At 67.8% G+C, this 25,072-nt stretch carries 19 protein-coding genes and 4 pseudogenes; 12 read left to right on the forward strand and 11 right to left on the reverse strand.

What is annotated here, in order from left to right:
* Nucleotides 1-3: 3 nt before the first annotated feature.
* The 8 genes and pseudogenes from ACFJGX_RS13715 to ACFJGX_RS13750 form a co-directional block, all read right to left on the reverse strand.
* Nucleotides 4-1,774 (reverse strand): annotated as a pseudogene (locus ACFJGX_RS13715) (ATP-binding cassette domain-containing protein).
* A gap of 1 nt (nt 1,775) precedes the next feature.
* Nucleotides 1,776-2,817, reverse strand: a pseudogene (locus tag ACFJGX_RS13720) (branched-chain amino acid ABC transporter permease).
* Between the two features lie 147 nt (nt 2,818-2,964).
* The gene (locus ACFJGX_RS13725; protein ID WP_382320651.1) at nt 2,965-4,098 is read right to left on the reverse strand and encodes an ABC transporter substrate-binding protein; all 1,134 of its coding nucleotides are present in this window, start codon (nt 4,096-4,098) and stop codon (nt 2,965-2,967) included.
* A gap of 53 nt (nt 4,099-4,151) precedes the next feature.
* Nucleotides 4,152-4,571, reverse strand: coding sequence for an acyl-CoA thioesterase (locus ACFJGX_RS13730; RefSeq protein WP_382320649.1), 420 nt, complete (start codon nt 4,569-4,571; stop codon nt 4,152-4,154).
* Between the two features lie 8 nt (nt 4,572-4,579).
* Nucleotides 4,580-5,344 (reverse strand): SDR family NAD(P)-dependent oxidoreductase, encoded by a 765-nt coding sequence (locus ACFJGX_RS13735; RefSeq protein WP_382320647.1) that lies wholly within the window; start codon nt 5,342-5,344, stop codon nt 4,580-4,582.
* A gap of 23 nt (nt 5,345-5,367) precedes the next feature.
* A complete protein-coding gene (locus ACFJGX_RS13740) occupies nt 5,368-6,615 on the reverse strand; it encodes a thiolase family protein (protein ID WP_382320644.1) in 1,248 nt (415 codons plus the stop codon).
* A gap of 12 nt (nt 6,616-6,627) precedes the next feature.
* On the reverse strand, nt 6,628-8,496 hold the full coding sequence (locus tag ACFJGX_RS13745; RefSeq protein ID WP_382326357.1) for a feruloyl-CoA synthase: 1,869 nt from the start codon (nt 8,494-8,496) through the stop codon (nt 6,628-6,630).
* 142 nt (nt 8,497-8,638) lie between these two features.
* Nucleotides 8,639-9,428: pseudogene (locus ACFJGX_RS13750) on the reverse strand (crotonase/enoyl-CoA hydratase family protein).
* Nucleotides 9,429-9,541: 113 nt separating this feature from the next.
* Here ACFJGX_RS13750 and ACFJGX_RS13755 point away from each other — a divergent pair.
* Nucleotides 9,542-10,409 (forward strand): annotated as a pseudogene (locus ACFJGX_RS13755) (amidohydrolase family protein).
* Nucleotides 10,410-10,419: 10 nt separating this feature from the next.
* A complete protein-coding gene (locus ACFJGX_RS13760; protein ID WP_382320640.1) occupies nt 10,420-12,258 on the forward strand; it encodes an AMP-binding protein in 1,839 nt (612 codons plus the stop codon).
* Between the two features lie 7 nt (nt 12,259-12,265).
* Here ACFJGX_RS13760 and ACFJGX_RS13765 read toward each other — a convergent pair whose 3' ends face one another.
* Complete coding sequence (locus ACFJGX_RS13765; RefSeq protein WP_382320638.1) at nt 12,266-12,874, reverse strand: 2-hydroxychromene-2-carboxylate isomerase; 609 nt, start codon at nt 12,872-12,874, stop codon at nt 12,266-12,268.
* Between the two features lie 306 nt (nt 12,875-13,180).
* Between ACFJGX_RS13765 and ACFJGX_RS13770 the strand changes: the two genes are divergently transcribed.
* Entirely contained in the window at nt 13,181-14,131 is a 951-nt protein-coding gene (locus ACFJGX_RS13770) for a TRAP transporter substrate-binding protein (protein ID WP_382326360.1), read from the forward strand.
* Nucleotides 14,132-14,277: 146 nt separating this feature from the next.
* Here ACFJGX_RS13770 and ACFJGX_RS13775 read toward each other — a convergent pair whose 3' ends face one another.
* Nucleotides 14,278-15,408, reverse strand: coding sequence for a 5-methyltetrahydropteroyltriglutamate--homocysteine S-methyltransferase (locus ACFJGX_RS13775; RefSeq protein ID WP_382320635.1), 1,131 nt, complete (start codon nt 15,406-15,408; stop codon nt 14,278-14,280).
* Nucleotides 15,409-15,578: 170 nt separating this feature from the next.
* On the opposite strand from ACFJGX_RS13775, the gene ACFJGX_RS13780 reads away from it, so the two are divergent.
* The 6 genes from ACFJGX_RS13780 to ACFJGX_RS13805 all read left to right on the forward strand — a co-directional run bounded on the left by ACFJGX_RS13780 (nt 15,579) and on the right by ACFJGX_RS13805 (nt 21,581).
* Nucleotides 15,579-16,340 (forward strand): GntR family transcriptional regulator, encoded by a 762-nt coding sequence (locus tag ACFJGX_RS13780; RefSeq protein ID WP_382325657.1) that lies wholly within the window; start codon nt 15,579-15,581, stop codon nt 16,338-16,340.
* Nucleotides 16,341-16,517: 177 nt separating this feature from the next.
* Nucleotides 16,518-17,558, forward strand: a complete 1,041-nt coding sequence (locus ACFJGX_RS13785) for a TRAP transporter substrate-binding protein (RefSeq protein ID WP_382320633.1) — start codon at nt 16,518-16,520, stop codon at nt 17,556-17,558.
* A gap of 117 nt (nt 17,559-17,675) precedes the next feature.
* Nucleotides 17,676-18,146: a TRAP transporter small permease gene (locus ACFJGX_RS13790; protein WP_382325655.1), complete on the forward strand. Its 471-nt coding sequence runs from the start codon at nt 17,676-17,678 to the stop codon at nt 18,144-18,146.
* Nucleotides 18,143-19,462, forward strand: coding sequence for a TRAP transporter large permease (locus ACFJGX_RS13795; RefSeq protein ID WP_382326362.1), 1,320 nt, complete (start codon nt 18,143-18,145; stop codon nt 19,460-19,462). The genes ACFJGX_RS13790 and ACFJGX_RS13795 overlap by 4 nt, the downstream gene beginning before the upstream one ends.
* Before the next feature lie 5 nt (nt 19,463-19,467).
* Nucleotides 19,468-20,463: a Bug family tripartite tricarboxylate transporter substrate binding protein gene (locus ACFJGX_RS13800; RefSeq protein ID WP_382320631.1), complete on the forward strand. Its 996-nt coding sequence runs from the start codon at nt 19,468-19,470 to the stop codon at nt 20,461-20,463.
* Nucleotides 20,464-20,609: 146 nt separating this feature from the next.
* A complete protein-coding gene (locus tag ACFJGX_RS13805; RefSeq protein WP_382320629.1) occupies nt 20,610-21,581 on the forward strand; it encodes an AEC family transporter in 972 nt (323 codons plus the stop codon).
* Here the strand turns inward: ACFJGX_RS13805 and ACFJGX_RS13810 are convergent.
* Nucleotides 21,578-22,471, reverse strand: coding sequence for a LysR substrate-binding domain-containing protein (locus ACFJGX_RS13810; protein WP_382326364.1), 894 nt, complete (start codon nt 22,469-22,471; stop codon nt 21,578-21,580). The genes ACFJGX_RS13805 and ACFJGX_RS13810 overlap by 4 nt on opposite strands.
* A 125-nt stretch (nt 22,472-22,596) precedes the next feature.
* Between ACFJGX_RS13810 and ACFJGX_RS13815 the strand changes: the two genes are divergently transcribed.
* The 3 genes from ACFJGX_RS13815 to ligK are packed head-to-tail and all read left to right on the forward strand — an operon-like array spanning nt 22,597 to nt 25,056.
* Entirely contained in the window at nt 22,597-23,298 is a 702-nt protein-coding gene (locus ACFJGX_RS13815; protein WP_382326366.1) for a substrate-binding domain-containing protein, read from the forward strand.
* 29 nt (nt 23,299-23,327) lie between these two features.
* Nucleotides 23,328-24,362: an amidohydrolase family protein gene (locus ACFJGX_RS13820; RefSeq protein ID WP_382156723.1), complete on the forward strand. Its 1,035-nt coding sequence runs from the start codon at nt 23,328-23,330 to the stop codon at nt 24,360-24,362.
* Between the two features lie 10 nt (nt 24,363-24,372).
* A complete protein-coding gene (gene ligK / locus ACFJGX_RS13825) occupies nt 24,373-25,056 on the forward strand; it encodes a 4-carboxy-4-hydroxy-2-oxoadipate aldolase/oxaloacetate decarboxylase (protein WP_382156725.1) in 684 nt (227 codons plus the stop codon).
* The last annotated feature ends 16 nt before the right edge of the window (nt 25,057-25,072 follow it).

A 25,072-nucleotide genomic window follows, 5' to 3' on the forward strand; every position in this document is an offset into this window, starting at 1 on the left:
GCCTCAGTGTTCCGTGCCCAGGTAGGCGGCGCGCACCTTGGGGTCCTGCTGCACCTGCTCGGGCGGCCCCTGCGTGAGCAGGGTGCCGAATTCCATCACCACCAGGTGGTCGCAGATCTGCATCACCAGGTCCATGTCGTGTTCCACCAGCAGGATGCTCATGCCCTCGGCCTTGAGCTGGCGCAGCACGCCGGCCAGGGCCTGCTTCTCCTTGTGGCGCAGGCCGGCGGCGGGTTCGTCCAGCAGCAGCAGGGTCGGGTCGGCACACAGGGCGCGCGCGATTTCCATCAGGCGCTGCGGGCCCATGGCCAGGTTGCCGGCCTGTTCGTGCAGGTACTCGCCCATGCCGATGCGCTCGAGCTGGCGCTGCGCCTCGCGGAACAGCTGGCGTTCCTCGGCGCGGTTGGCGCGCAGCATGGCGGGCAGCACGCCCTTGCGGCCGCGCGTGTGCGCGCCCAGTGCCACGTTCTCGAGCACCGTCATGTCCGGGATCATCTTCACGTGCTGGAAGGTGCGCGCCATGCCCAGCTGCGCGATGGCGCGCGAGGGCTTGCCGATCACGTTGCCACCCTGGAAGCGCACCTCGCCGCTGGTGGCGGGCAGCACGCCCGTGATCAGGTTGAAGGTGGTGGACTTGCCGGCGCCGTTGGGGCCGATCAGGCCGACGATCTGGCCGGCGTGGATCTGGAAGCTGATGTCGTTCACCGCCACCAGGCCGCCGAACTGCATGCGCGCCTTCTGCACGTCCAGCACCAGCTCGCCAGCGGCGGGCTTGGCGCGCTCGGGCAGGGCGGCGGCGTTCTGCCAGTCCACCGCGCGCGGCTTCGGCGCCTTGCCCTTGCCGACCACGGACCACAGGCCGTCGGGCAGGTACTTGAGCACCACCACCAGCGCGATGCCGAAGACGATCACCTCGTAGCTGCCGCTGGTGCCGATCAGGCGGGGCAGCAGCACCTGCAGCTGGTCTTCCAGCACGCGGATGAGGCCGGCGCCGACGATGGCGCCCCACACGTGGCCCACGCCGCCGATCACCGCCATGAACAGGTACTCGATGCCCATCTTCAGGCCGAAGGCCGAGGGGTTCACCGTGCGCTGGAAGTGCGCGAGCAGCCAGCCCGCCACCGAGGCGAACAGCGCGGCCAGCACGAACATGGTGACCTTGTAGCGGAAGGTGTTGATGCCCATCGCCTCGGCCATCTGCGAGCCGCTCTTGAGCGAGCGCATGGCGCGGCCCGCGCGCGAGTCCAGCAGGAACATCAGCGCGGCCACGAAGGCCAGCAGGATGACCCAGGTCAACACGAAGAAGGCGCGGCCCTGGCCGATGTCGAAGCCGCCGATGGACAGGCTCTTGATGCCCAGCAGGCCGTCGTACTTGCCCAGCGCGTCCAGGTTGCCCATGAGGTAGTACAGCGACAGGCCCCAGGCGATGGTGGCGCAGCGGCAGGTAGTGGCCCGACATGCGCAGCGTGATCAGGCCCACGATGAGCGCGCTGCCGGCGGTCAGCGCCATGCCGATGAACAGCGTGATCCAGGGCGACACGCCCAGGTTGAGCGTGAGCCAGGCCGTGGTGTAGGCGCCGATGCCGACGAAGGCCGCCTGGCCGAACGAGGTGAGGCCGCCCACGCCGGTGAGCAGGATCAGGCCCAGCACCGTCATGCTGTAGATGCCGATGTAGTTGAGCTGTGTGACCCAGAAATCGGGCAGGGGCGCGAGCGCAAGCAACGGGATCGCGACGGCCAGGATCAGCAGGCCCAGGTTTTGATTTTTTGGCATGTCAGTGGTCCTCGTCGGAGTGCTTGCTGCGCAGCGAGCGGAACAGCAGGACCGGAAGAATGAGCGTGAAGACGATGACTTCCTTGAACGCGCTGGCCCAGAAGGAGCCGAAGGCCTCGATCACGCCCACGCCCAGGGCCGCGACCAGCGCGCCCGGGTAGCTCGCCAGGCCGGCCGCCACGGCGGCCACGAAGCCCTTGAGGCCGATCAGGAAGCCGGAGTCGTAGAACACCGTGGTGGTCGGGCCGATCAGCAGGCCCGAGAGCGCGCCGATGAAGGCCGCCATGGTCATGGTCAGCTGGCCGGAGGCTTGTGAGGAGATGCCCATCAGGCGGGCACCGGTGCGGTTGACGGCGATGGCGCGCAGCGCCTTGCCGCGCAGCGAACGCTCGAAGTAGAGCCAGAGCATGACGATGAGGGCCACCGTCGCCGCGAAGGTGATGATGGCCTGACCCGACAGCATGACGGGGCCGATGGCGTAGCGCGCGTCCCGAGAACGCCGGGTTGCGGAAGCCCTCGGCGCCGAAGAACAGCAGGCCCAGGCCGGTCAAGGCGAAGTGCACGCCGACCGACACGATCAGCAGCACCAGCGGCGTGGAGCTCTCCAGCGACTGGTAGGCCACGCGGTACACCAGCGGGCCGTACACGGTGACCACCGCCACGCTGAGCACCGCCTGCACCCACAGCGGGAACTGCTGCGGCGCGGCCCAGATGGCGACGAGAGAGACGACAACGGGCAAGGCGAGCGTGCGCGCGGCCGCCTTGACGGCGATCAGCGCATTGCGCTGGTGCTGCCAACGGCCGAACAGCTCCATGAGCGCGGCCACGCTGGCCAGCAGCAACAGCAGCCACACGGTGCCGGGCACCTTGCCGGTCTGGAAGATCGCCAGGGTGAGCGCGCCGTAAGCGACGAACTCCCCCTGGGGAATGAAGATGATCCGGGTGACGGTGAACACCAGGACGATGGCCAGGCCCAGCAGTGCGTACACCGCACCGTTGGTCAGACCATCCAACGCCAGGATGCTGGCGATTGAGAAATCCATAAAAGCCTCAGCGCAAGAAAGAGACACTCTCGAACAGGGACACCGAGGGTCCGGCTCCGCCGGCCCCAGGTGTCGTCCCCCCTCGAAGCGCCGAAGGCGCGCCACAGAGGGGGAAGCCGCGTCAGCGGCGCAGGGGGGAGTTTCGAATCACTCGACTTTGAACTTGCCGTCGACGACCTTCAGCATCACACCGGTCTCATTGGTGAAGCCCCAGTGGTCGTCCTTGGTCCAGTTCATCACGCCGTGCGCGAACACGGTGCGGCCCATGGTTTCGAGTGCGTCGCGCAGACCGGCGCGGAACTCGGGCGTACCGGGCTTGGCGGTCTTCAGTGCGATCGGCACGGCCTTGTTCAGTGCGATGGCGGCGTCGTAGGCGTGGCCCGCGAACTGGTTGCGCATGCCTGGGCCGACCAGCTTCTCGTAGTTGGTGACGAAGTCCATGGCCAGCTTCTTGGACGGGTGGTTGTCAGGCAACTGTTCGGCGATCACAGCCGGACCGGAGACCACGAAGGAGCCTTCCACGTCCTTGCCACCGATGCGCACCAGGTCGGGCGTGGCGGCAGCGTGCGTCTGGTAGATCTTGCCCTTGTAGCCGCGCTCGACGATGGCCTTGTGCGGCATGGCCGCGCCCGAGCCGGTCGCCACCACCAGGATCGCATCGGGGTTGGCGGCGGTGAGCTTGAGCGCCTGCGGCGTCACGCTGGTGTCGGCGCGCGCGAAGCGCTCGGCGGCCACGATCTTCATGCCGGCCTTCTCGGCCAGCGGCGTCATGGCCTTGAGCCACAGCTCGCCGTAGGCGTCGGTGTAGCCCAGGAAGCCGATGGTCTTGATGCCCTGCTTCTTCATGTGCTCGACCACGGCGAAGCCCATCACATCGTTGCCCTGCGGCAGGCGGAACAGCCATTGGTCGGCACCGGGCGGCACGCCCACGGGCGAAGCGGCCAGCTGCACGGTCTTGGCTTCGGCTGCCACCGGGGCGATGGCCGCGGCCACCGGGGTGAGGGTCGAACCGATGATGACGTCGACCTTGTCGTCGGTCACCAGGCGGCGTGCGTTGGCAGCGCCCTTGCCCGGGTCGCTCGCGTCGTCCAGGATGATCAGGTTGACCTTCTCGCCGCCAATGGTCTGCGGAAACAGCTTGAACTGGTTCTGCATCGGAATGCCGAGGCCGGAGCCCGGGCCCGTGAGCGAGAGGATCACGCCGACGTTGATGTCGGCCAGCGCCGCGGTGCTGGCCAGGGCCGTGACGGCGACGGCGACGAGGGTTTTGACGGCTTTCATTCGAGTCTCCTTCTGGGGTGGTGAAAAGGGAAAGGGCAGGGAAAACGCAGGGGTCAGGAACAGAGGGCCTTGATGTCCTCGGGCACGGGAATGGCCTTGATGCGCTCGGGCGCCTCGGGCGGGTGGATCACGAAGGCGCGCGTCTCGGTGCCTTCGCAGAGCACCTCGTCGCCGCGTTTCACCACGTGCCGGTGCATGAACACCTTCTCGCGCCACTCGGTCACGCTGGTGTGAATCTGCAGGCGCTCGCCGTAGGTGGCCGGGCGGCTGAACTTGGTGTGGATCTCCAGCAGAGGCGTGCCCACGATGCCGCGCGTCTTGACCAGCTCGCGCCAGGGCGGCACGCCGCACTTGACGAAGAAGTTCAGCGAGGACGCGTCCATCCACTTCGAGAAATTCGGAAAGAAGACGATGCCAGCGGGGTCGCAGTCGCCGAACATCACTTCCACTTCGTAAACAACGGTCTTGGTCATGAGGGGGTTTACCGGGGGGCCATGCGGAGTGCGCCATCGAGGCGGATCACTTCGCCGTTGAGGTGCGTGTTGGTGACGATGTGCGCGGCGAGCTGGGCGAACTCCTCGGGCTTGCCCAGGCGCGGCGGGAAGGGGATGCTGGCGGCCAGCGACTGCTGCACCGGCTCGGGCAGCTGCTTCATCAGCGGCGTGCTGAACAGGCCGGGCGCGATGGTGCAGACGCGGATGCCGTGCTGCGCGAGGTCGCGCGCCATCGGCAGCGTCATGCCCACCAGGCCACCCTTGGAGGCGCTGTAGGCCTGCTGGCCGATCTGGCCGTCGAACGCGGCCACGCTGGCGGTGAACACCATCACGCCGCGCTCGCCGTCTTCCAGCGCATCGAGCCTGGCGCAGGCGGCGGCGAACAGGCGGCTGACGTTGTAGGTGCCGATCAGGTTGACGTTGATGACCTTGGCGAAGTCTTCCAGCGGCGCGGGGCTGCCGTCCTTGGCGACCACGCGCTTGGCCGAGCCGATGCCGGCGATGTTCATCAGGATGCGCGCCGGGCCGTGGGCCGCGGCGGCCTGGTCGATCGCGGCCTGCAGGCTCTCGGTGTCGGTGATGTCGCACAGCAGCGCCACGCCGCCGATGTCGGCCGCCACGCGCTTGGCGTTGTCCAGGTTCACATCGAGCACGGCGACCTTGGCGCCCAGGCGCGCGAGTTCGCGCGCGGTGGCTTCGCCCAGGCCCGAGCCACCACCGGTGACGAGGGCCGCGTGTCCTTGAATGTTCATAGAGGTCTCCTTCTTCTCTGGTTTCAGGCGTTCGGATTTTGAATCAGGAGGGCCATGCCCTGGCCACCGCCCACGCACGCGCTGGAGATGCCGTAGCGCTGGCCGCTGCGCTGCAGTTCGCGCGCCAGCGTGAGCGTCAGGCGCACGCCGGTGGCGGCGAGCGGGTGGCCCAGCGCGATCGCGCCGCCGTTGACGTTGAGCTTGTCGAGGTCCATGCCGAGCTCGCGCGCCACCGCCAGGGTCTGCGCGCCTTGCGCTTCGTTCACCTCGAAGCGCGCGATGTCGCTCAGCCTCAGGCCGGTGCGCTCCAGCAGCAGGCGGATGGCCGGCGCCGGGCCGATGCCCATGATCTCGGGCGGCACGCCCACGGCGGCGGCGGCGACCACGCGGGCCAGCGATTGCTTGCCGTTCGCCTTCGCGTAGGCGCCGGAGGCGACCACGCAGGCCGCGGCGGCGTCCACCAGGGCCGAGCTGTTGCCACCGGTCTGCACGCCGCCTTCGAACACGGGCTTGAGCTTGGCCAGCACCTCCACCGGCGAGAGGCGCGGGTGGGTGTCGGTGCGCACCTCGGTGAGCTTGCCTTGCAGCTTGATGCCGCGCGCCTTGTAGCCCGCGAGCTCGAACTTCTCGGTCACCACCGGCACGATCTCACCGGCGAGAAAACCGCTTTCCTGCGCGGCCACGGCCTTGGCGAACGAGGCCGAGGCGAAGGCATCCACCTCTTCGCGGGTGATGCTGTATTGCTTCGCCAGGTTCTCGGCGGTCTGGATCATGTTGATGCCCGCCGCCGGGTCCTTCAGCGCTTCCCACATGTAGTCCTTGAAGCCCACCGGCGCGCCCAGCTTGAAGCCGGTGCGGTGGTCGAAGGCGGCGATGGGGTTGCGCGTCATGCTCTCGGTGCCCACCACCAGCGCGGCCTCGCAGGCGCCGCCCTGGATGTGTTCGCCGGCCTGGCGGAACAGCTCGAAGCCGGTGCCGCAGATGCGCTGCGCCATGATGGCCGGCACCTCCACCGGCACGCCGGCGTACAGGCCGATGTGGCGCGGCAGGAAGAACTGGTCGAAATCGCCGGGCGCCATGTTGCCCGTGACCACCGAGCCGATGTGCTCGCCCGGCACGCCCGCGCGCGCCAGCGCTTCGCGCGCGGCCTTGATGCCCAGGTCGGTGGGCGAGATGTGGCCGAGCGCGCCGCAGTAGTCCACCAGGGGGGTGCGCACGCCGTCGAGCAGCCAGACGTCGTCGAACGCGTTGAAGAATCCTCGGGAAGCCATGTCGTCTTTCGTTTATTCGGGTTTCAGGATGGCGTGCAGCGTGTCGGCGTGCAGGCGCTCCACGGTCTCGGCCCGGTGGGCCAGCACCGCGCGCTGGTTGATCGAGCCCTTGTCGGTGATCTCGCCGCGGTCGATGGTGGGCGGGTCGGCCAGCAGGCACAGGCGCGCGATGCGGCTGGCGCTGCCGGTGGACGTCTTGGCCAGTTCGGTCACCACGCGCTGGAAATGCGCGAGCACGGGCGCGCTGTCGAGCACCTCGTGCAGCGAGGCCTCGGCGCCCAGGCCGCTGAGCGCGCGCACCGCGCCGGTGGGGAACACCATGGCGCCGACTTCCTTCATGTTCAGGCCGGTGAGCACCACGTCCTGGATGTAGGGCGCGCCGGCGGCGATGATCTTGGCGCGCAGCGGGCCCACGCTCACGAAGGTGCCGGTGGCGAGCTTGAAGTCTTCGGCGATGCGGCCGTCGAACTTCAGGCCCTGGTGGATGTCGGTCTCGTCGATCCACTTCACCGCGTCGCCGGTCTTGAAGAAGCCTTCTTCGTCGAAGGACTCGGCGGTCTCCGCCGGCATGCGCCAGTAGCCCGGCGTGATGTTCGGGCCCTTGTAGCGCACCTCCGTCTTGCCGTCGGTGTCGACCAGTTTGAGCACCAGGCCCGGCGTGGGCAGGCCCAGGTCGCCGGCCTTCACGTTGGCGCTGGTCACGTACAGGCCGAACGGGCCCGACTCGGTCATGCCCAGGCCCGTGCCCATGACGATGCGCTCGCCGATCTCCTGTTCCTGCACCGCGTGCAGGGCGTCCCACACCGGCTGGGCCAGGGCGGCGCCCGCGTAGAAGAACATGCGCACGCGCGAGAGCAGGGTCTTGCGCAGGGCCTCGTCGGTCTTCATCGCGTTGGCAATCGCCTCGAAACCCGTGGGCACGTTGAAGTACACCGTGGGCGCGATCTCGCGCAGGTTGCGCAGCGTCTCGGCCATCAGCGCGGGCGTGGGTTTGCCGTCGTCGATGTAGAGCGTGCCGCCGTGGTACAGCACCATGCCGACGTTGTGGTTGCCGCCGAAAGTGTGGTTCCAGGGCAGCCAGTCCACCAGCACCAGCGGGTTCTCGGCCAGCACCGGCATCGACTCCGTCATCTGCTGCTGGTTGGCGCACCACATGCGCTGCGTGTTGATCACGGCCTTGGGCATCTTGGTCGAGCCCGAGGTGAAGAGGAACTTGGTGATGGTGTCCGGGCCGGTGGCGGCCATGGCGGCGTCCACCGCCGGTGTGGCCTCGGTGGCCAGCAGCGAGGCGAACGAGGTGGTGGCGCGGCCGGGCACGCTGCCCGCGGTCGTCACCAGCTCCACGTCGGGCCCCAGCGTGGCCAGCATGGCGCGGCTGTAGCGCTGCGCGTCGGCGGCGAACACCAGGCCGGGCGTGAGCGTCTTCACCACGTGGTGCAGCTTGTCGAAGTCCTGGCTCACCAGCGAATAGGCCGGCGAGGTCGGGCAGTAGGCGATGCCGGCGTAGACGCAGCCCAGCGCGAGCAGCGCGTGTTCCAGGTCGTTCTCGCTCAGGATCAGCACCGGCTTGTCGGCGGACAGGCCGCGGTTCAGCAGGCCCTGGCCGATGCGGCGCGCCGCGTCCAGCGCCTGCGCGAAGCTGATGTGGCGCCAGTCGCCCGTGGTGCCGTCGGCGTTCTTCGCGCGGCGCGCGAACACGGTCTGGTCGGGGCGCGTCCGGGCCCAGTGCACCAGCCGGTCGGTGATGCGACCGGGGAAGGCGGGCAGGTCCTGCTGCGCGCTCAGGTAGTGCACGCCGGTGTCGCCGTCGCGCAGCGTGGCGCGGGTGACACCGAAGGTCAGGGGCCGATAACGGGCGGCCGTGGCGGGGTTCTGGCTCATGTCTCTCTCGGGCTTTTCTTTATCGATCAGTTTCTCGAGTCGCGTGTCTCATTCCAGAGATGCCGCGGAACCGGCTTTGCCGGGCCGCTGGCATCGCCCCCCTCCGGGGGGTGACGCCGAAGGCGGCGCGGGGGGAGCGACGTCAGTCGCGTTGCACTTTGTTCGCGCGGCCTTCGAGGAAGGCGCGCACGCGCTCTTTTGCCTCGGGGGCGTTCTGCACGATGGCGGCCATCAGCGCTTCGGTGAAGAAGCCCTGGTCGGCCGGTTGTTCGGCGATGCGCGGCAGGGCGTGCATCAGCGCGTAGTTGGTCAGCGGTGCGTTGCTGGCGATGCGCGTGCGCCAGTTCCATGGCTTTTTCCAGCGCCGTGCCTTCGGGCACCAGGTACTGCGCCAGGCCGATGCGCTCGCCGTCCTCGGCCTTGTAGACGCGGCCGGTGAACATCATGTCGGCCATGCGCGCGGCGCCGATCAGGCGCGGGATGCGCACCGAGCCGCCACCGCCCACGAAGATGCCGCGCGAGCCTTCGGGCAGCGCGAAGAAGGACGAGGCGTCGGCCACGCGGATGTGGCAGGCGCTGGCCAGCTCCAGGCCGCCGCCGACCACCGCGCCGTGCAGCGCCGCGACCACCGGCACCGGGCCGTGCTGCACGCACTCCAGCGCGGCGTGCCACATGCGCGAGTGGTGCAGGCCCTGGCCGGCGTCGCGTTCCTGCAGTTCGGAGAGGTCCAGGCCGGCGCAGAAGTGCTCGCCCGCGCCGTGGATCACGGCGGCGCGCACGCCTTGCGGCATGCCCTGGAAGATGTCGCGCAAGGCGAGGATCAGGCCGTCGTTGAGCGCGTTGCGCTTGGCGGGCCGGTTCAGCGTGATGACCGCGATTTCGGACGATTCGCCTTGCAGGCTCAGGCTGATGTCGGTGGAATGGATGGGCATGAGGCAGGAAGGGCTTGCTTGAAGTGAGGTCGCATTATTGTTATAAACAATAACCAAAACAAGCACACTGGTCGAAAACGACCCCCGTGTTTACCCTAGGTAAAGAGACACCCATGGACCACAAGAACCTGCTCGCGATTGACATCCACACCCACGCGGAAGTGAGCTGCCGCAACCCCTTCGACAACTACGGCGAGGAGTACGACCGCGCGGCCGACAAGTACTTCGGCAGCAACCGCCGGCCCACCATCGCCGAGACCATCGCCTACTACCGCGAGAAGAAGATCGGCCTGGTGATGTTCACGGTGGACAGCGAATCGAAGCTCGGCCGCCGGCGCATCCCGAACGAGGAGATCGCGCAGGCCGCGCGCGAGAACAGCGACATGATGATTGCCTTCGCCAGCATCGACCCGCACAAGGGCAAGATGGGCGCGCGCGAGGCCGAGCGGCTGATCGCGGAAGAGGGCGTCAAGGGTTTCAAGTTCCACCCCACTGTGCAGGGCTACCACCCTTACGACAAGATGGCCTGGCCGATTTACGAGGTGATCAACGCGCACAAGCTGCCCGCGATCTTCCACACCGGGCACAGCGGCATCGGCTCGGGCATGCGCTGCGGCGGCGGCCTGCGGCTGGAGTACAGCAACCCCATGCACCTGGACGACGTGGCGATCGATTTCCCCGACATGCAGATCGTCATGGCCCACCCCAGCTTCCCGTGGCAGGACGAGGCGCTCAGCGTGCGCAACGCACAAGCCCAACGTGTGGATCGACCTCTCGGGCTGGAGCCCGAAGTACTTCCCGAAGCAGCTGGTGCAGTACGCCAACACGCTGCTGAAGGACCGCGTGCTGTTCGGCAGCGACTACCCGCTGATCACGCCCGAGCGCTGGATGAAGGACTTCGAGGTCGCCGGTTTCAAGCCCGAGGTGATGCCCGGCATCCTGAAGGGCAACGCGGTGCGCCTGCTGGGGCTGGATGCCTGAGGCCGCGCCCATGCAGGCCTTCACCACGCTGGCCGACATCGAACGGCTGGAGCAGACCCCGCGCGAACAGACCGCACCGCACCGCAGTCCGTATGCGCTGATCCGCGCCACGGCCGAGCGTTTCCCCGAGCGCGAGGCGTTCCGCTTTCTGCCCGACGCCGATCTCGCCACCGAGCCCCGCCGCATCAGCTACCGCGCGTTGGTGGCCGACATCCACCGCGCGGCCAACCTGTTCCGCTCGCTGGGCGTGGGGCCGGACGACGCGGTGGCGCTGCTCGCGCCCAACCTGCCCGAGGCGCATGCGGTGCTCTGGGGCGCGCAGCTCGCGGGCCGCGTGTGTCCCATCAACTACCTGCTGCAGCCCGATCACATCGCGGCCTTGCTGAAAGCCTCGAACGCCAGGCTGCTGGTCGCGCTCGGGCCCAACGGCGAGCTCGCGGTGTGGCCGGTGGCGCAGCAGGTGGTGCAACACCATGCGCTGCCGTTGATCCAGATCCGCGTGGGCGAGTCCACCGCGCCCGACGTGCCGGTGCTGCAGGACCTGCTCGCCGCGCAGCCCGAGGCGCTGGGCTTCGAGCCCGACCTGAACCCCGACCGTGTGGTGGCCTTGTTCCACACCGGCGGCACCACGGGCGCGCCCAAGCTCGCGCAGCACACCCAGGGCAACGAGGCGCACACGGCCTGGTTCGCCCACGCCTTCTACGACCTGGACGAACACGCGGTGGAGATCAACGGCTTTCCGCTGTTCCACGTGGCCGGCGCCTTCGTCTATGGCCTGGCTTTGCTCGCGGTGGGCGCGCGGCAGGTGCTGCCCACACTCAGCGGCATGCGCAACACCGGGTTCGTGCAGCGCTACTGGCGGTTCTGCGAGCGCGAGCGGGTGACGCACCTGGCCTGCGTGCCCACGGTGCTCGCGGCCCTGATGGGCGTGCCGGTGGACGCGGACATCACCACCGTGCGCGCGGCCTACACCGGTGGCTCGCCGCTGCCGTCCGAACTCGCGCAACGCTTCGAAGCCGCCAGCGGCATCCCCGTGCGCAACATCCTGGGCATGACCGAGTGCGCGGGGCTGGTGAGCATCGAGCCCTTGCTCGGGCCGCGCACGCCCGGCTCGGCCGGCCTGCGCCTGCCTTACACCGAGGTGCATGCCGTGCCCTGGCGCGATGGCGAGGCGAAGCTGGACGAACGCTGCGCGGCGGGCGAGACCGGCGTGCTGGTGCTGCGCGGCCCGCACGTGAGCCCGGGCTACACCGACGCGGCGCGCAACGCCGGGATGTTCGAGCAGGGCTGGATCGTCACCGGCGACCTGGGCCACCTCGACGATGCCGGCCGCATCCACATCACCGGCCGCGCGAAGGACGTGATCATCCGCGGCTCGCACAACATCGACCCCGGCCTGGTGGAAGACGCGTTCCTCGCGCACCCCGCCGTGGCCTTGTGCGCCGTGGTGGCCGAGCCCGATGCCTACGCGGGCGAAGTGCCGGTGGCCTTCGTGACGCTCAAGCCGGGTACGACGCTGCTTGCCGATGAGTTGCTGGCGCTGGTTGCACCGCAGGTCTACGAACGGCCGGCGGTGCCCAAACGCGTGGTGCTGCTCGAGGCCTTGCCCATGACCGCGATCGGCAAGGTGTTCAAGCCCGAGCTGCGGCTGCGCGCGATCGAGATCAAGCTGGCCGAGGCGCTGCGCGAATGGGCGCCCGGTGTGCCGGCGCGCGTGCAGGCGCTGGAGCGGGGCGGGCGGCAGTGCGCGGTGATCACCGTGTCCGGTCCGCGCGACGAAGCGCTGCGCGAGCGCCTCATGCAAGGTCTCGCGGCCATGGCCGTCGAGACCGAGCTGCGCTTCGACTGAGCGAGGGCTACCAGCCGCCGCGCGTGAGCCAGCGCTCGACCTGATCGAGCTTGTCCACGCCCCAGAAGGGTTCGCCGTCCACCACCACGGTGGGCGAGCCGAACACGCCGGCTTTCAGCGACGCGTCGACCATCGCGCGCAGCAGCGACGCGGCTTCGTCGCCCGCGGCCGCCTCGGCCACGGCATCGGCCGACAAACCCTCGGGCAGGGCGAGGCCGCGCAGGGCTTCGGGCGTGGAAAGGTCCTGGCCCTCGCCCCAATAGGCCGCGTAGATCGCGTGCGCCAGCGCGGCCGCGTGGGCCGGCTGGTGCTGCTTCACCCAGGCGAAGGCGCGCGCGCAGGGCAGGGGGTTCATCACCGGGTCGTTCGGCTGGCGCTTCATCGGGAGGCCGTGTTCGCGCGCGTGGCGCAGCACGTCGCGCGCGGTGTAAGGGCCCTTCAGGGGCGTGTCCATCAAGGGTTTGAGGCCCATCACCTTCATCACCGACACGCCCAGCAGCATGGCGCGCCAGTCCACCGCGCGGCCATGGCGGGCGGCCAGGGCCTCGATGCGCAGCGAGGCGAAGTAGCCGTAGGGCGAGATGAAGTCGAAGTGGAACTGGATCGGTGAGCTCATGGGTGAGGGCGAGCGATCAAAAACCGCCTAGCAGGTTTCATAACAAGATGGAATAGCTGTTTGTACCTAAACAGGCTGGCGCGGGGCGCGCGATGGCTGCACAGTGTGCCTCTTGTGCCTGACGCGGCACATGTCATGTCCTGGCCGCCCTTCAGGGGGTGGACCGCACGGATTTCGTTTTTTCTCGCCTTCCCCCTTTCTCTCAGGAGCATCTCCATGACATTCCTTCGACGCCGCAACGCCATCGTGGCGATGGCCGCCCTTGGCGCGGCCACCCTGGCGGGCAGCGCCCTGGCGCAGCAGACCGTGACGCTGCGCCTGCACCAGTTCCTGCCGCCGACGGCGCCCATCCCCGCCCTGGCCATCGTGCCGTGGGCGAAGAAGGTCGAGGCGGAGTCGGGTGGCCGCATCAAGGTGCAGCTGTTCCACTCGATGTCCATGGGTGGTTCGCCGCCGCAGCTGTTCGACCAGGTGCGCGATGGCGTGGTGGACATTTCCTGGACGGTGCTGGGTTACACGCCGGGCCGTTTCAACAAGGCCGAGGTGTTCGAGCTGCCGTTCATGAGCGGCAAGGCCGAGCCGGCGTCGCGCGCGTTCCACGAGTTCGTGGAGAAGCACGCGGCCGATGAGTTCAAGGACGTGAAGCTGCTGGCGGCGCACACGCACGGCCCGGGCCTGTTCCACACGAAGGAGCCGCTGACGAAGCTGGAAGACCTGAAGGGCAAGAAGGTGCGCGGCGGTTCGCGGGTGATCAGCAGCATGTTGTTGAAGCTGGGCGCGACGCCGGTGGGCATGCCGGTGCCAGCGGTGACGGAGGCGATGACCAAGGGTGTGATTCAGGGCACGACGATTCCGTGGGAGGTGGTGCCTTCGCTGAAGATCGCGGAGATCGTGAAGAACCACACCACGTTCTCGGGCCCACAGGGTTTGTTCACGCAGACGTTCGCGCTGACGATGAACCGCAACAGCTATGACAAGCTGCCGGCGGATCTGAAGAAGGTGATCGACGCGAATTCGGGTGTGGAGACGGCGGCGTTGTTCGGTCGCGCGATGGACGAGGGTGACCGCATGGGTCTGGCGTCGGCGACGAAGCTGGGCAACAAGGTGGTGACCTTGGACGCTGCTGAAACCAAGCGTTGGCAGGCGACGGCGGCGGCTGTGGAGGCCGATTGGGTGAAGGAAGTGCAGGCCAAGAACATCGACGGCGCGAAGCTGGTGTCCGAGGCTCGGGCCCTGCTTGCCAAGCACAGCAAATAATTCAAGTTTCTCTTGGATGGGCCGCTCCTTCGGGGCGGCCTTTTTTTGTGCCTGCTGGGTGGGCGCGCCAAGCTTGGTGTGCCCACGCCTCTTGCAGGCGGGCGTCGCCACGGGCCTGACGCGAGGTCAACGCCAGAAAAGGAAACTCAGCCCCAAACCTCCCGAGCCGTCTCCACCACAAGGGCGAGCTTCCGACGCTGATCCTCCACAGCGATGTTGTTCCCATGCACGGTCGAAGAGAACCCGCACTGAGGCGACAGACACATCTGCTCCAGCGGCGCGTACTTGGCCGCCTCATCGATGCGCCGCTTCAGATCGTCCTTGCTCTCCAGCTGACCGAACTTCGTCGTCACCAGCCCCAGCACCACGACCTTGCCCTTGCTCAAAAAACGCAAAGGCCGGAAATCCCCCGAACGATCGTCGTCGTACTCCAGGAAAAACGCGTCCAGCTTCATCTCCGACAACAAAGCCTCCGCCACCGGCTCGTAGTTCCCCGCCGCCGCGTGCGTGCTCTTGAAATTGCCCCGGCACAAATGCATCGCCAGCGTCATCCCCGCCGGCTTGTGCGCCACCACCTTGTTGATGAAACCCGCATACCGGTGCGGCAACTCGTTCGGATCGTCCCCCCGCTGCCGCGCCGCCTCCCGCATCCGCTCATCGCACAGATACGCCATGTTCGTGTCGTCCATCTGCACGTAAGTGCAACCCGCGTCCGCCAGACTCTGCAACTCCTCGCCATACGCCTTCGCCACATCGTCGTAGAACACCGGGTCCAGCTCCGGGTAGGCCTCCTTGCTGATCCCCGCGCGCCCACCCCGGAAATGCAACATCGTCGGCGACGGAATCGTCACCTTCGGCGTCACCGGCGCGGGCAGACCCATAGCCGCCACCTGCGCCTTCAGGTACTCGAAGTCCGCCAACTGGATGTTCTTCGCGTGCCGCACCTTGTCGATCACGCGGATCACCGGCGGCGCCAGCTCCTCCGTGCCGTCGGGTTTGCGGATCGTCACCGGAATGTCCGTCTTCACACCGCCCAGCTGCTCCAGGAAATCGATGTGGAAATACGTGCGGCGGAACTCGCCGTCCGTGATCGACTGCAGGCCGACATCGGCCTGGAACTTCACGATCTCGGTGATCGCCCGGTCCTCCACCTCGCGTAGCTGCGCCGCGCTGATCTCGCCCTTGGCCTTCTGCTCGCGGGCTTCGAGCAGGTAGGCCGGTCGCAGAAAACTGCCGACGTGGTCGGCGCGGAACGGGGCATGGGTGCGCAGGCTCATGGTGGAAAACGTCCTCGGGTCGTTGGGTTCTGGAAATGGGGTGAAGGCGCACTTTGCCAGCCTTCAATGCATACATAAACCTATGGAAAACCCCGACTCGATGGCAAATCGCTTGAAAAATGGCGGTTTCTGTATACATTGCGTATCCCATGACCTTGGACGCCACCACCCTGTCCCCGCCCGAGCCCGTGGGCGCCGCCACCGAGAGCGCGCAGGTGCGCGCCCTGCTGCAGCTGCGCGAACTCATCCTCTCGGGTGAGCTGGCCGGCGGCTCGCGCATCGCCGAACTCGCCATCGTGGAGCGCCTGGGCGTCTCGCGCACCCCCATCCGCGCCGCGCTGATGCGCCTGGAGCAGGAAGGCCTGCTCGAAGCCCTGCCCAACGGCGGCTACGTGGTGCAGACCTTTTCCGAGCGCGACATCGCCGACGCGATCGAGCTGCGCGGCACGCTCGAAGGCCTGCTGGCCCGGCTGGCGGCCGAGCGCGGCGCGCCCGGCGCGGTGCTGCTCGAAGCCCGGCAATGCCTCAACCGCCTGGACACCGTGCTCGCCGTGCCCGCGCTCGACGACAAGGGCTTTTCCGACTACGTGGCGCTCAACAGCCAGTTCCACGCCCTGGTCTGGGAAATGGCCGACAGCCCCACCATCGCGCGCCAGCTGGACAAAGTGCTCACCCTGCCGTTCGCCTCGCCCTCGGGCTTCGTCGTGATGCAGGCCCATTCCCAGCGCGCGCGCGACATGCTGGTGGTGGCGCAGGACCAGCACCGCCAGGTGCTCGACGCCATCGAACAGCGCGAAGGCACGCGCGCCGAGGCCATCATGCGCGAGCACTCCCGCCTGGCCCAGCGCAACCTGCGCGAGGTGCTGGCCGGTCACGCCACGGTGCACGCGCCGGCCTCCATGCCGGCCATCAAGCTCATCCGCCGCCGCTGAGGCGGGCGACCACCCGAAGGTTTCATAGAAAAACGGCATAACTGAAAGTCGGTTATCTGGCTGGCGGAGATGCCGGCGGCCATGCACAGTGTGGGCAAGACGTTCTTCAAGCCTGCCGGAAGTCGGAGTGCGCCCACACGCTACCGACCCGGCGAACACAAGGAACTGGAGACAAGCATGAGATTCATCCAACGCCGAACCGCCTTGCTGGCCGTGGGTGCCCTCGCTGGTGCCCTGATGGCGGGCAACGCCATGGCCCAGCAGCAGGTCACGCTGCGGCTGCACCAGATGCTGCCGCAGCAGGCCACCATCCCGGCGCGCGCGCTCATCCCCTGGGCGCAGAAGGTGGAGGCCGAGTCGGGCGGCAAGATCAAGGTCCAGCTGTTCCATGCCATGGCCCTGGGCGGCGCGCCCCCGCAGCTGTACGACCAGGCCCGCGACGGCGTGGTGGACCTGACCTGGACCGTGCTGGGCTACACCCCGGGCCGCTTCAACAAGTCCGAAGTCTTCGAGCTGCCCTTCATGAGCGGCTCGGCCGAGGAGTCCTCGCGCGCCTTCCAGGAATACGTCGAGAAGTTCGCCGCCGACGAATTCCGCGAGGTCAAGCTGATCGCGGTGCACACCCACGGCCCCGGCCTGTTCCACACCAAGACGCCGGTGACCGGCCTGGAAAGCCTGCGTGGCATGAAGGTGCGCGGCGGCTCGCGCGTCATCAACAACATGCTCACCAAGCTGGGCGCCACGCCCGTGGGCATGCCGGTGCCGGCCGTGACCGACGCCCTGTCCAAGGGCACCATCGACGGCACCACCATCCCCTGGGAAGTCACGCCCTCGCTCAAGGTCACGGAGCTGGTGAAGAACCACACCACCTTCGCCGGCAAGCAGGGCCTGTACACCCAGACCTTCGCGTTCTCCATGAACCGCGCCAGCTACGAGAAGCTGCCGCCCGACCTGAAGAAGGTGATCGACTCCAACTCCGGCATCGAGACCGCCGCCCTGTTCGGCAAGGCCATGGACGACGGCGACAAGGCCGGCCGCGAGATCGCCGAGAAGGCCAAGAACAACATCGTGGCGCTCGACGCGGCCGAGACGCAGCGCTGGCGCCGCACCGCGGCCACGGTCGAGACCGACTGGGTCAACGAAATGAAGGGCAAGAACATCGACGGGGCCAAACTCCTGTCGGAAGCGCGTGCGCTGATCGCGAAGTACCAGCGATAATCCCGCACCCCCCACGGGACGGCCCTCCTGGCCGTCCCTCTACTGAGTGACCGATTCGCTTTCGCTGTGCTCAGCGGACGTGAATTGGTCCTTTTTTTGAAGGTGACAAGTTTGAAAGTGCTGTCTTTATTGGCCAGGTTCTGCGCCATCCTGGCCGGGGTCCTGCTCACGGTGATCACCATCATCACCTGCTTCAGCCTGATCGGCCGCAACACCATCGGCGTCACGCTGGTGGGTGACTACGAGCTGACCGCTGTCACCGCGGGCGCGGCGGTCGCGCTCTTCATGCCCTGGTGCCAGCTCAAGCGCGAGAACATCATCGTCGACTTCTTCACCGCCAAGGTGTCCGAAGCCGGCATCGCGCGCCTGGACCGCTTCGGCAGCCTGCTGCTGGCGATCCTCATGTTCGCGCTCGCGTGGCGCACCGCCATCGGCGGCATGAGCGCCCACAGCTCGCAGACCACCACCATGATGCTCGGCTTTCCTGAATGGATCACCTACGCCTTCATGGTTCCGCCGTTCGTGCTGACTGGCTTGATCGCCCTGTACCAGGCATTCATTGGCAATTTTTCGGAGCAGGGTGAATGAGTTCTTTGAGTCTCGCGGGGTCGATCTTCGCAGTGATGCTGATCCTGATGGCGATCCGCGTGCCGATCGCCGTCTCCATGTTCGCCGCCGGCACCTTCGGCTACATCTACCAGGTGGGCCTGCCACCTTTCTTCAACAACCTCAACGGCATGGCGTTCGCGCGCTTCGCCAGTTACGACCTCTCGGTCATTCCGCTGTTCATCCTGATGGGCAACTTCGCCACCCAGGGCGGCATCTCCAAGGCGCTGTTCCAGTTTGCCGCCGTGGTCATGGGCCGCTTCAAGGGCGGCCTGGCCATGGCCGCCGTGCTGGCCAGCGCGGGTTTTGGTGCCATCTGCGGTTCGTCGGTCGCCACGGCGGCCACCATCACCTCGGTGGCCCTGCCTGAAATGAAGCGCCACGGTTATTCCGGTCGTCTGGCCACCGGCACGCTGGCCGCGGGCGGCACGCTGGGCGTGCTGATCCCGCCTTCAGTGCCGCTGGTGATCTACGCCATCCTGACCGAGCAGAACATCGCCAAGCTGTTCGCCGCGGCCATGATCCCCGGGATCATCGCGATGGTGGGCTACATGATCGCCATCGCGGTCTATGTGCGCCTGGTGCCTGGCGATGCGCCCGAGCACGATGAGAACGACCAGAAACTCACGCTTCAGGCCCTGATGGGCGTGCTGCCCATCGCGATCGTGTTCCTGGTCGTCTTCGGCGGCATCTACGGCGGCCTGTTCACGCCCACCGAGGGCGCGGGTGTCGGCGCGGCCGCCACCTTTGTCGCGGCCCTGTTCAAGCGCGAGCTCACCTGGGCCAAGGTCAAGCTGTGCTTCTACTCCACGGCAGCGGCCAGCGCGATGATCTTCATGATCTTCATCGGCGCCGACCTCATGAACTCGGCCCTGGCCCTCACCCAGGTGCCCGCGCAGCTGGCTTCGGTCATCCAGGGCTGGGACGTCTCGCCGCTGATGGTGGTGGGCGGCATCCTGCTGTTCTACGTGGTGTTGGGCGCGGTGATGGACGAACTCTCCATGATCCTGCTGACCATCCCGATCTTCTTCCCCGTGGTCATGGGCCTGGACTTCGGCATGCCGCAGGAGTCGGTGGCGATCTGGTTCGGCATCATGGTGCTGATGACCGTGGGCTTTGGACTGCTGGCGCCGCCCGTGGGCCTGAACGTCTACGTGGTCAACGGCCTGGCCAAGAACGTGCCCATTGGCGAGAGCTACCGCGGCGTGATGCCTTTCCTGGCCAGCGACGTGGTGCGCACCCTGCTGGTGCTCTTCTTCCCGGCCGTCTCTCTCTGGTTGGTTCAATTTGTGGGGTAAATGACATGACGACATTCCTGAATCTCCGTCGCCGCGCCGTGCTCGGTGCCACCCTGGCTGCTGCGGCCATGGGTCTGGTGGCCCTGCCGGCCGTGGCGCAGTCCGCCTTCCCGTCCAAAGGCCTGCGCATCGTGGTGCCGTTCGGCCCCGGTGGCGTGGGGGACCTCACCGCGCGCATCGTGGCCGAGAAGCTGACCAGCCAGCTCGGCCAGCCGGTGGTGATCGACAACCGCCCCGGTGCCGGTGGCGTGGTGGCCGCCGAGTCGGTCGCGCGTTCCGAGCCCGACGGCCACACCATGTTCCTGATGTCCAACGGCACCGCCGTGACGGCCAGCCTGTTCCAGAAGCTGCCGTTCGACACCATCAAGGATTTCACGCCGGTCTCCACGCTGGGCTACTTCGACATCGCCGTGGTGGTGCCCGCGAACTCGCCGCACAAGACCCTGGGCGAGCTGGTGAGCTTCGCCAAGGCCAACCCCGGCAAGATCAACATCGGCAGCATCAACATCGGCAGCACCCAGCACCTCGCGGCCGAGCTGTTCAAGAGCACGGCCGGCATCGACGCGCAGATCGTGCCCTACAACGGCTCGCCCGCGCTGATCGGCGCCATCCGTGGCCAGCAGGTCGACGTGGCGGTGGAAATCCTGGCGCCGGTGCTCACGCAGATCCAGGGCGGCGCCCTGCGCGCGCTGGCCGTGACCGGCGAGAAGCGATCCATCGTGCTGCCCGAGGTGCCCACGGCGGTCGAGGCCGGCGTCAAGGACTACATCGCGTCGTCCTGGAACGCGCTGGCCGTGCCCTCGAAGACGCCGCGCGCGGTGGTGGAGCGCCTGCACAAGGAAATCGCCACCGCCGTGGCCGATCCCGGTGTGCGCGAAAAGCTGCGCGGCCTGAACATCGACGCGCGCTCGAGCACGCCGGAACAGAACGCGGCCTTGCTCGCGTCCGACATCCGCCGCTGGAGCGGTGTGATCGAGAAGGCCAAGATCCAGAAGCAGTGATCGGAGCACCCCCCGCCGCGCTGACGCGCGTCCCCCCTGAAGGGGGGCATGCCCTGCGGCCCGGCAAAGCCGGTTCCGCGGGCATTCTGGGTTGAGGCACGCGCGCCGGCTGCCTGGTTTTCTTTTTCTTCTCTTTTCTCTCCCCCTTGCTCGATATCCTGGCCATCACCGGGCCGATCTACCTTTGCATCGCGCTGGGTTTTGCGGCTGTGCGCTGGCGGGTGTTTTCGCCTGCGGACATGCGGGTGATGGGCAAGTTCGTCATCCAGTTCGCGCTGCCGGCGCTGCTTTTCAATGCGCTGGCTTCGCGGCCGATCGCCGAGTTGCTGCAGCCGGCCTACCTGCTGGCTTTCGGCGTGGGTTCGGTGGTGTGGCTGCTGATCAGCCTGTGGGGCGCGCACCGCCTGCAGAAGCGCTCGCTGACCGAGAGCGCCTACACCACCATGGGCATGACCTGCGGCAACAGCACCTTCATCGGTTACCCGGTGGTGCTGCTGGCGATCGGGCCGCTGGCGGGCGTGGCGCTGGCGATGAACCTGCTGGTGGAAAACCTCATCAAGCTGCCGCTGCTGATGACGCTGGCCGATGTGGGGGCGTCGGACACGGCGCGCTCGTCCTGGAGGCACGCCTTGCGCGAGACGCTGCACCGCCTGGTGCGCAACCCCATGATCATCGCCATCGTGCTGGGTTTCGTGGTCGCGCTGCTGGGCTGGCCCATCCCTTCGGTGATCGCGCGCACGGTCAATCTGTTCGGCGCGGCCAGCGGCGGCCTGGCGCTGTTCATCATCGGCGGCACGCTGGTGGGCCTGCAGGTGCGTGGCCTGCGCCGCCAGGTGGCGCAGATCACCCTCGGCAAGCTGCTGCTGCACCCCGCCGCGGTGTGGGCCGCCGTGATGCTCCTGCCCCTGATCGGCCTGCCCGCGCTCACCGGCGAGCTGCGCGCCGCGGTGGTGCTGTCCGCCGCCATGCCCATGCTGGGCATCTACCCGCTGCTCGCGCAGCGCCACGGCCATGAAGGCTTCACCGCGGCCGCGCTGCTGGCCACCACCGTGGCCTCGTTCTTCACGCTCAGCGCCATCCTCTGGTTGATGCGCCACAGCGCCGGGTGGCTGGGCTAAGTCACCAGCTTCCTGATCAGTTCCAGCGTGGTCTGCTGCGTCAGCGTGGCTGGGCGCTGGGAACTCACGGCCAGGCACAGGCGGGTGCGCAAGGGCGGGTCGCTCACCGGGCGCATGCGGTAGGCCGAGGGCCGGATCGAGCTGAACACCGCGTTGCGCGAGAGCAGGGCGGCGCCCGCGCCGTCGGCCACGAGGTCGAGGATGGCCGAGACGCCGTCGATTTCCAGCGCGATGTGGGGCCGGCAGCCGATGTTGGCCATCTCGGTTTCCACGTGCATGCGGATCGCGTTGGGCCTGCTCGGGATCACCAGCGGCAGTTCGGCCACCTCGCGCAGCGGGATCGCCAGGGGCGGCGGGTCTTCCGGCAGGCCCGGTGGGCGGGGCTCCACCAGCACCAGTTCCTCGTCGGGCAGCGGGTGGATCTCGAGTTCGGGCGAGGGCTGCGCGTTGTAGAGCACGGCGATGTCCAGCCGGCCGTTCACCAGCGATTCCTGCATGGTCATGGACAGGCCCTCGCTGATCGACAGGCTGGCCTGCGGCAGCTGCTGGCGGAAGGCGCGCGTGAGCGGCACCGTGAGCACGCGCGCCAGGCTGGGCGGCAGGCCGATGGCCACGCGCCCGGCCAGCGCGCCGCGCACCCGGCCCAGCTCTTCGCGCGCCCGCTCCACCTGGTGCAGGATGCCGCGCCCGTGCGCCAGCAGCAGCTTGCCGGCCTCGGTGGGCGTGGCGCCCCGGCCGTTGCGCACCAGCAGGTTCTGCCGCAGTTCCACCTCCAGCAGGCGCACCTGGCGCGAGAGCGCGGGCTGCGCCACGTTCAGCGCCATGGCGGCGCGTGTGAAGCTGCCGAGTTCGGCCACGCGCACGAAGTATTCGAGTTGTTTCAGGTCCATGGAAAAGGTCGGGTTGCAGCCCCCATCATAGTTATGTGATTTTGTTCTAGCTGATAGCCGCGACTGTGACTTTTCTTGAGGGGTGCTGGGGGTCACAATGCGCCCTTCAACCCGAGTCCCTGCCCATGACCACCGAGACCCCACCGAGCATCCGAGGCATTTCGTCCATCGCCACCCGCCAGGTGCTGGCCGAACTGGGCGCGGCGTTCGAGCAACGCGCGGGCGGCGCGGTGGCGATCGAGGCCGTCGGCGGCGTGGACGCGGCCAAACGCGTTGCCGCTGGTGAGCGCTTCGACGTGGTGATCCTCGCCTCCGACGCGATCGACAAGCTGATCGCCGCCGGCCACCTGCAGGCCGGCAGCCGCGTGGATCTGGTGCGCTCGAGCGTGGCCATCGCGGTGCGCGCGGGCGCGCCGGTGCCCGACATCGGCTCCGAAGCCGCGCTGAAGCGCGCCGTGCTGGCCGCGCGCAGCATCAGCTACTCCACCGGCCCCAGCGGCGTGGCGCTGGCTGCTTTGTTCGAACGCTGGGGCGTGGCCGACGAGATGCGCGGGCGCACCGTGCAGGCACCGCCCGGTGTGCCGGTGGGCACGCTGGTGGCGCGCGGCGAGGTCGAGCTGGGCTTCCAGCAGCTCAGCGAGCTGATCCACGTCGACGGCATCACCCTCGTCGGCGGCATGCCGCCCGAGGTCGAGATCACCACCGTCTTTTCCGCCGGCCTGCCCGCCGACGGACCCCAGGCCGCGCGCGTGCGCGCCCTGCTCGAATTCATGACATCCCCCGATGCCGAAGCGGCCAAGCGCCGCCAGGGCATGGAACCCGCCTGAATCCACCGACCCCCAAGAGGAGCCCCTACATGAGTCTCATCATCGACTGCCACGGCCACTACACCACCGCCCCCAAGGCGCTGGAGGCCTGGCGCAACCAGCAGATCGCGGGCATCCAGGACCCGGCGCTCATGCCGAAGGTCGCCGACCTGAAGATCAGCGACGACGAACTGCGCGAGTCCATCGAGACCAACCAGCTCAAGCTGATGAAGGAACGCGGCAGCGACATCACGCTGTTCTCGCCGCGCGCGAGCTTCATGGCGCACCACATCGGTGACTTCAACGTCTCCAGCACCTGGGCCGCCATCTGCAACGAGCTGTGCCACCGCGTCTCCACGCTGTTCCCCGACCACTTCGTGCCGGTGGCGATGCTGCCGCAGTCGCCCGGTGTTGATCCGAAGACCTGCATCCCCGAGCTGGAGAAGTGCGTCAAGGAATACGGCGCGGTCGGCATCAACCTCAATCCCGATCCTTCGGGCGGCCACTGGACCAGCCCACCGCTGACCGACAAGCACTGGTACCCCATCTACGAAAAGATGGCCGAGTACGACCTGCCGGCCATGATCCACGTGAGCACCAGCTGCAACGCCTGCTTCCACACCACCGGCGCGCACTACCTCAACGCCGACACCACCGCCTTCATGCAGCTCATCCAGGGCGACCTGTTCAAGGACTTCCCGACGCTGAAGTTCCTGATCCCGCACGGCGGCGGCGCGGTGCCCTACCACTGGGGCCGTTTCCGTGGTCTGGCGCAGGAGATGAAGAAGCCGCTGCTGGACACGCACCTGATGAACAACGTGTTCTTCGACACCTGCGTGTACCACCAGCCCGGCATCGACCTGCTCAACACCGTGATCCCGGTGAAGAACGTGCTGTTCGCCAGCGAGATGATCGGCGCCGTGCGTGGCATCGACCCGACGACCGGCAACTACTACGACGACACCAAGCGCTACATCGAGGCGTCGAAGATCCTGAGTGCGGACGACAAGCACCAGATCTACGAAGGCAACGTGCGCCGCGTGTTCCCGCGCCTGGATGCGCGTCTCAAGGCCAAGGGCCTGTAAGGAGTTTCACATGTACGAACTGGGCGTTGTCTACCGCAACATCACCCGCGCCGACCGCGCGGCCGCCGACGGCCTGGCCGCACTGGGCTCGGCCACCGTCCACGAGGCCATGGGCCGCGTGGGCCTGCTCAAGCCCTACATGCGCCCGATCTATGCGGGCCAGCAGGTCAGCGGCACCGCCGTCACCGTGCTGCTGCAGCCCGGTGACAACTGGATGATGCACGTGGCCGCGGAGCAGATCCAGCCCGGCGACATCGTGGTGGCCGCCGTCACCGCCGAGTGCACCGACGGCTACTTCGGCGACCTGCTCGCCACCTCGTTCCAGGCGCGCGGCGCCCGCGCGCTCATCATCGACGCCGGCGTGCGCGACGTGAAGACGCTGCAGGAGATGAACTTCCCGGTGTGGAGCAAGGCCATCAGCAGCAAGGGCACCATCAAGGCCACGCTGGGCTCGGTGAACATCCCCATCGTCTGCGCCGGCATGCTGGTGACGCCGGGCGACGTGATCGTGGCCGACGACGACGGCGTGGTCTGCGTGCCCGCCGCGCGCGCCGCCGCCACGCTGGAGGCCGCGCGCAAGCGCGAGAGCTTCGAGGGCGAGAAGCGCGCCAAGCTGGCCAGCGGCGTGCTCGGGCTGGACATGTACAAGATGCGCGAGCCCCTGGCCGCCGCCGGCCTGCGCTATATCGACTAACCCCCGCCGCGCTTTG

The organism is Hydrogenophaga sp. UC242_50 (assembly GCF_042697355.1).
GTDB lineage: Bacteria > Pseudomonadota > Gammaproteobacteria > Burkholderiales > Burkholderiaceae_C > Hydrogenophaga.

Bases quoted from the DNA above. Each gene is read 5' to 3' on its own strand.
- ACFJGX_RS13725 (WP_382320651.1), bottom strand. From the start codon at position 4,098: ATGAAAGCCGTCAAAACCCTCGTCGCCGTCGCCGTCACGGCCCTGGCC.
- ACFJGX_RS13730 (WP_382320649.1), bottom strand. From the start codon at position 4,571: ATGACCAAGACCGTTGTTTACGAAGTGGAAGTGATGTTCGGCGACTGC.
- ACFJGX_RS13735 (WP_382320647.1), bottom strand. From the start codon at position 5,344: ATGAACATTCAAGGACACGCGGCCCTCGTCACCGGTGGTGGCTCGGGC.
- ACFJGX_RS13740 (WP_382320644.1), bottom strand. From the start codon at position 6,615: ATGGCTTCCCGAGGATTCTTCAACGCGTTCGACGACGTCTGGCTGCTC.
- ACFJGX_RS13745 (WP_382326357.1), bottom strand. From the start codon at position 8,496: ATGAGCCAGAACCCCGCCACGGCCGCCCGTTATCGGCCCCTGACCTTC.
- ACFJGX_RS13760 (WP_382320640.1), top strand. From the start codon at position 10,420: ATGCAGGCCTTCACCACGCTGGCCGACATCGAACGGCTGGAGCAGACC.
- ACFJGX_RS13765 (WP_382320638.1), bottom strand. From the start codon at position 12,874: ATGAGCTCACCGATCCAGTTCCACTTCGACTTCATCTCGCCCTACGGC.
- ACFJGX_RS13775 (WP_382320635.1), bottom strand. From the start codon at position 15,408: ATGAGCCTGCGCACCCATGCCCCGTTCCGCGCCGACCACGTCGGCAGT.
- ACFJGX_RS13785 (WP_382320633.1), top strand. From the start codon at position 16,518: ATGAGATTCATCCAACGCCGAACCGCCTTGCTGGCCGTGGGTGCCCTC.
- ACFJGX_RS13795 (WP_382326362.1), top strand. From the start codon at position 18,143: ATGAGTTCTTTGAGTCTCGCGGGGTCGATCTTCGCAGTGATGCTGATC.
- ACFJGX_RS13800 (WP_382320631.1), top strand. From the start codon at position 19,468: ATGACGACATTCCTGAATCTCCGTCGCCGCGCCGTGCTCGGTGCCACC.
- ACFJGX_RS13810 (WP_382326364.1), bottom strand. From the start codon at position 22,471: ATGGACCTGAAACAACTCGAATACTTCGTGCGCGTGGCCGAACTCGGC.
- ACFJGX_RS13815 (WP_382326366.1), top strand. From the start codon at position 22,597: ATGACCACCGAGACCCCACCGAGCATCCGAGGCATTTCGTCCATCGCC.
- ACFJGX_RS13820 (WP_382156723.1), top strand. From the start codon at position 23,328: ATGAGTCTCATCATCGACTGCCACGGCCACTACACCACCGCCCCCAAG.
- ligK (WP_382156725.1), top strand. From the start codon at position 24,373: ATGTACGAACTGGGCGTTGTCTACCGCAACATCACCCGCGCCGACCGC.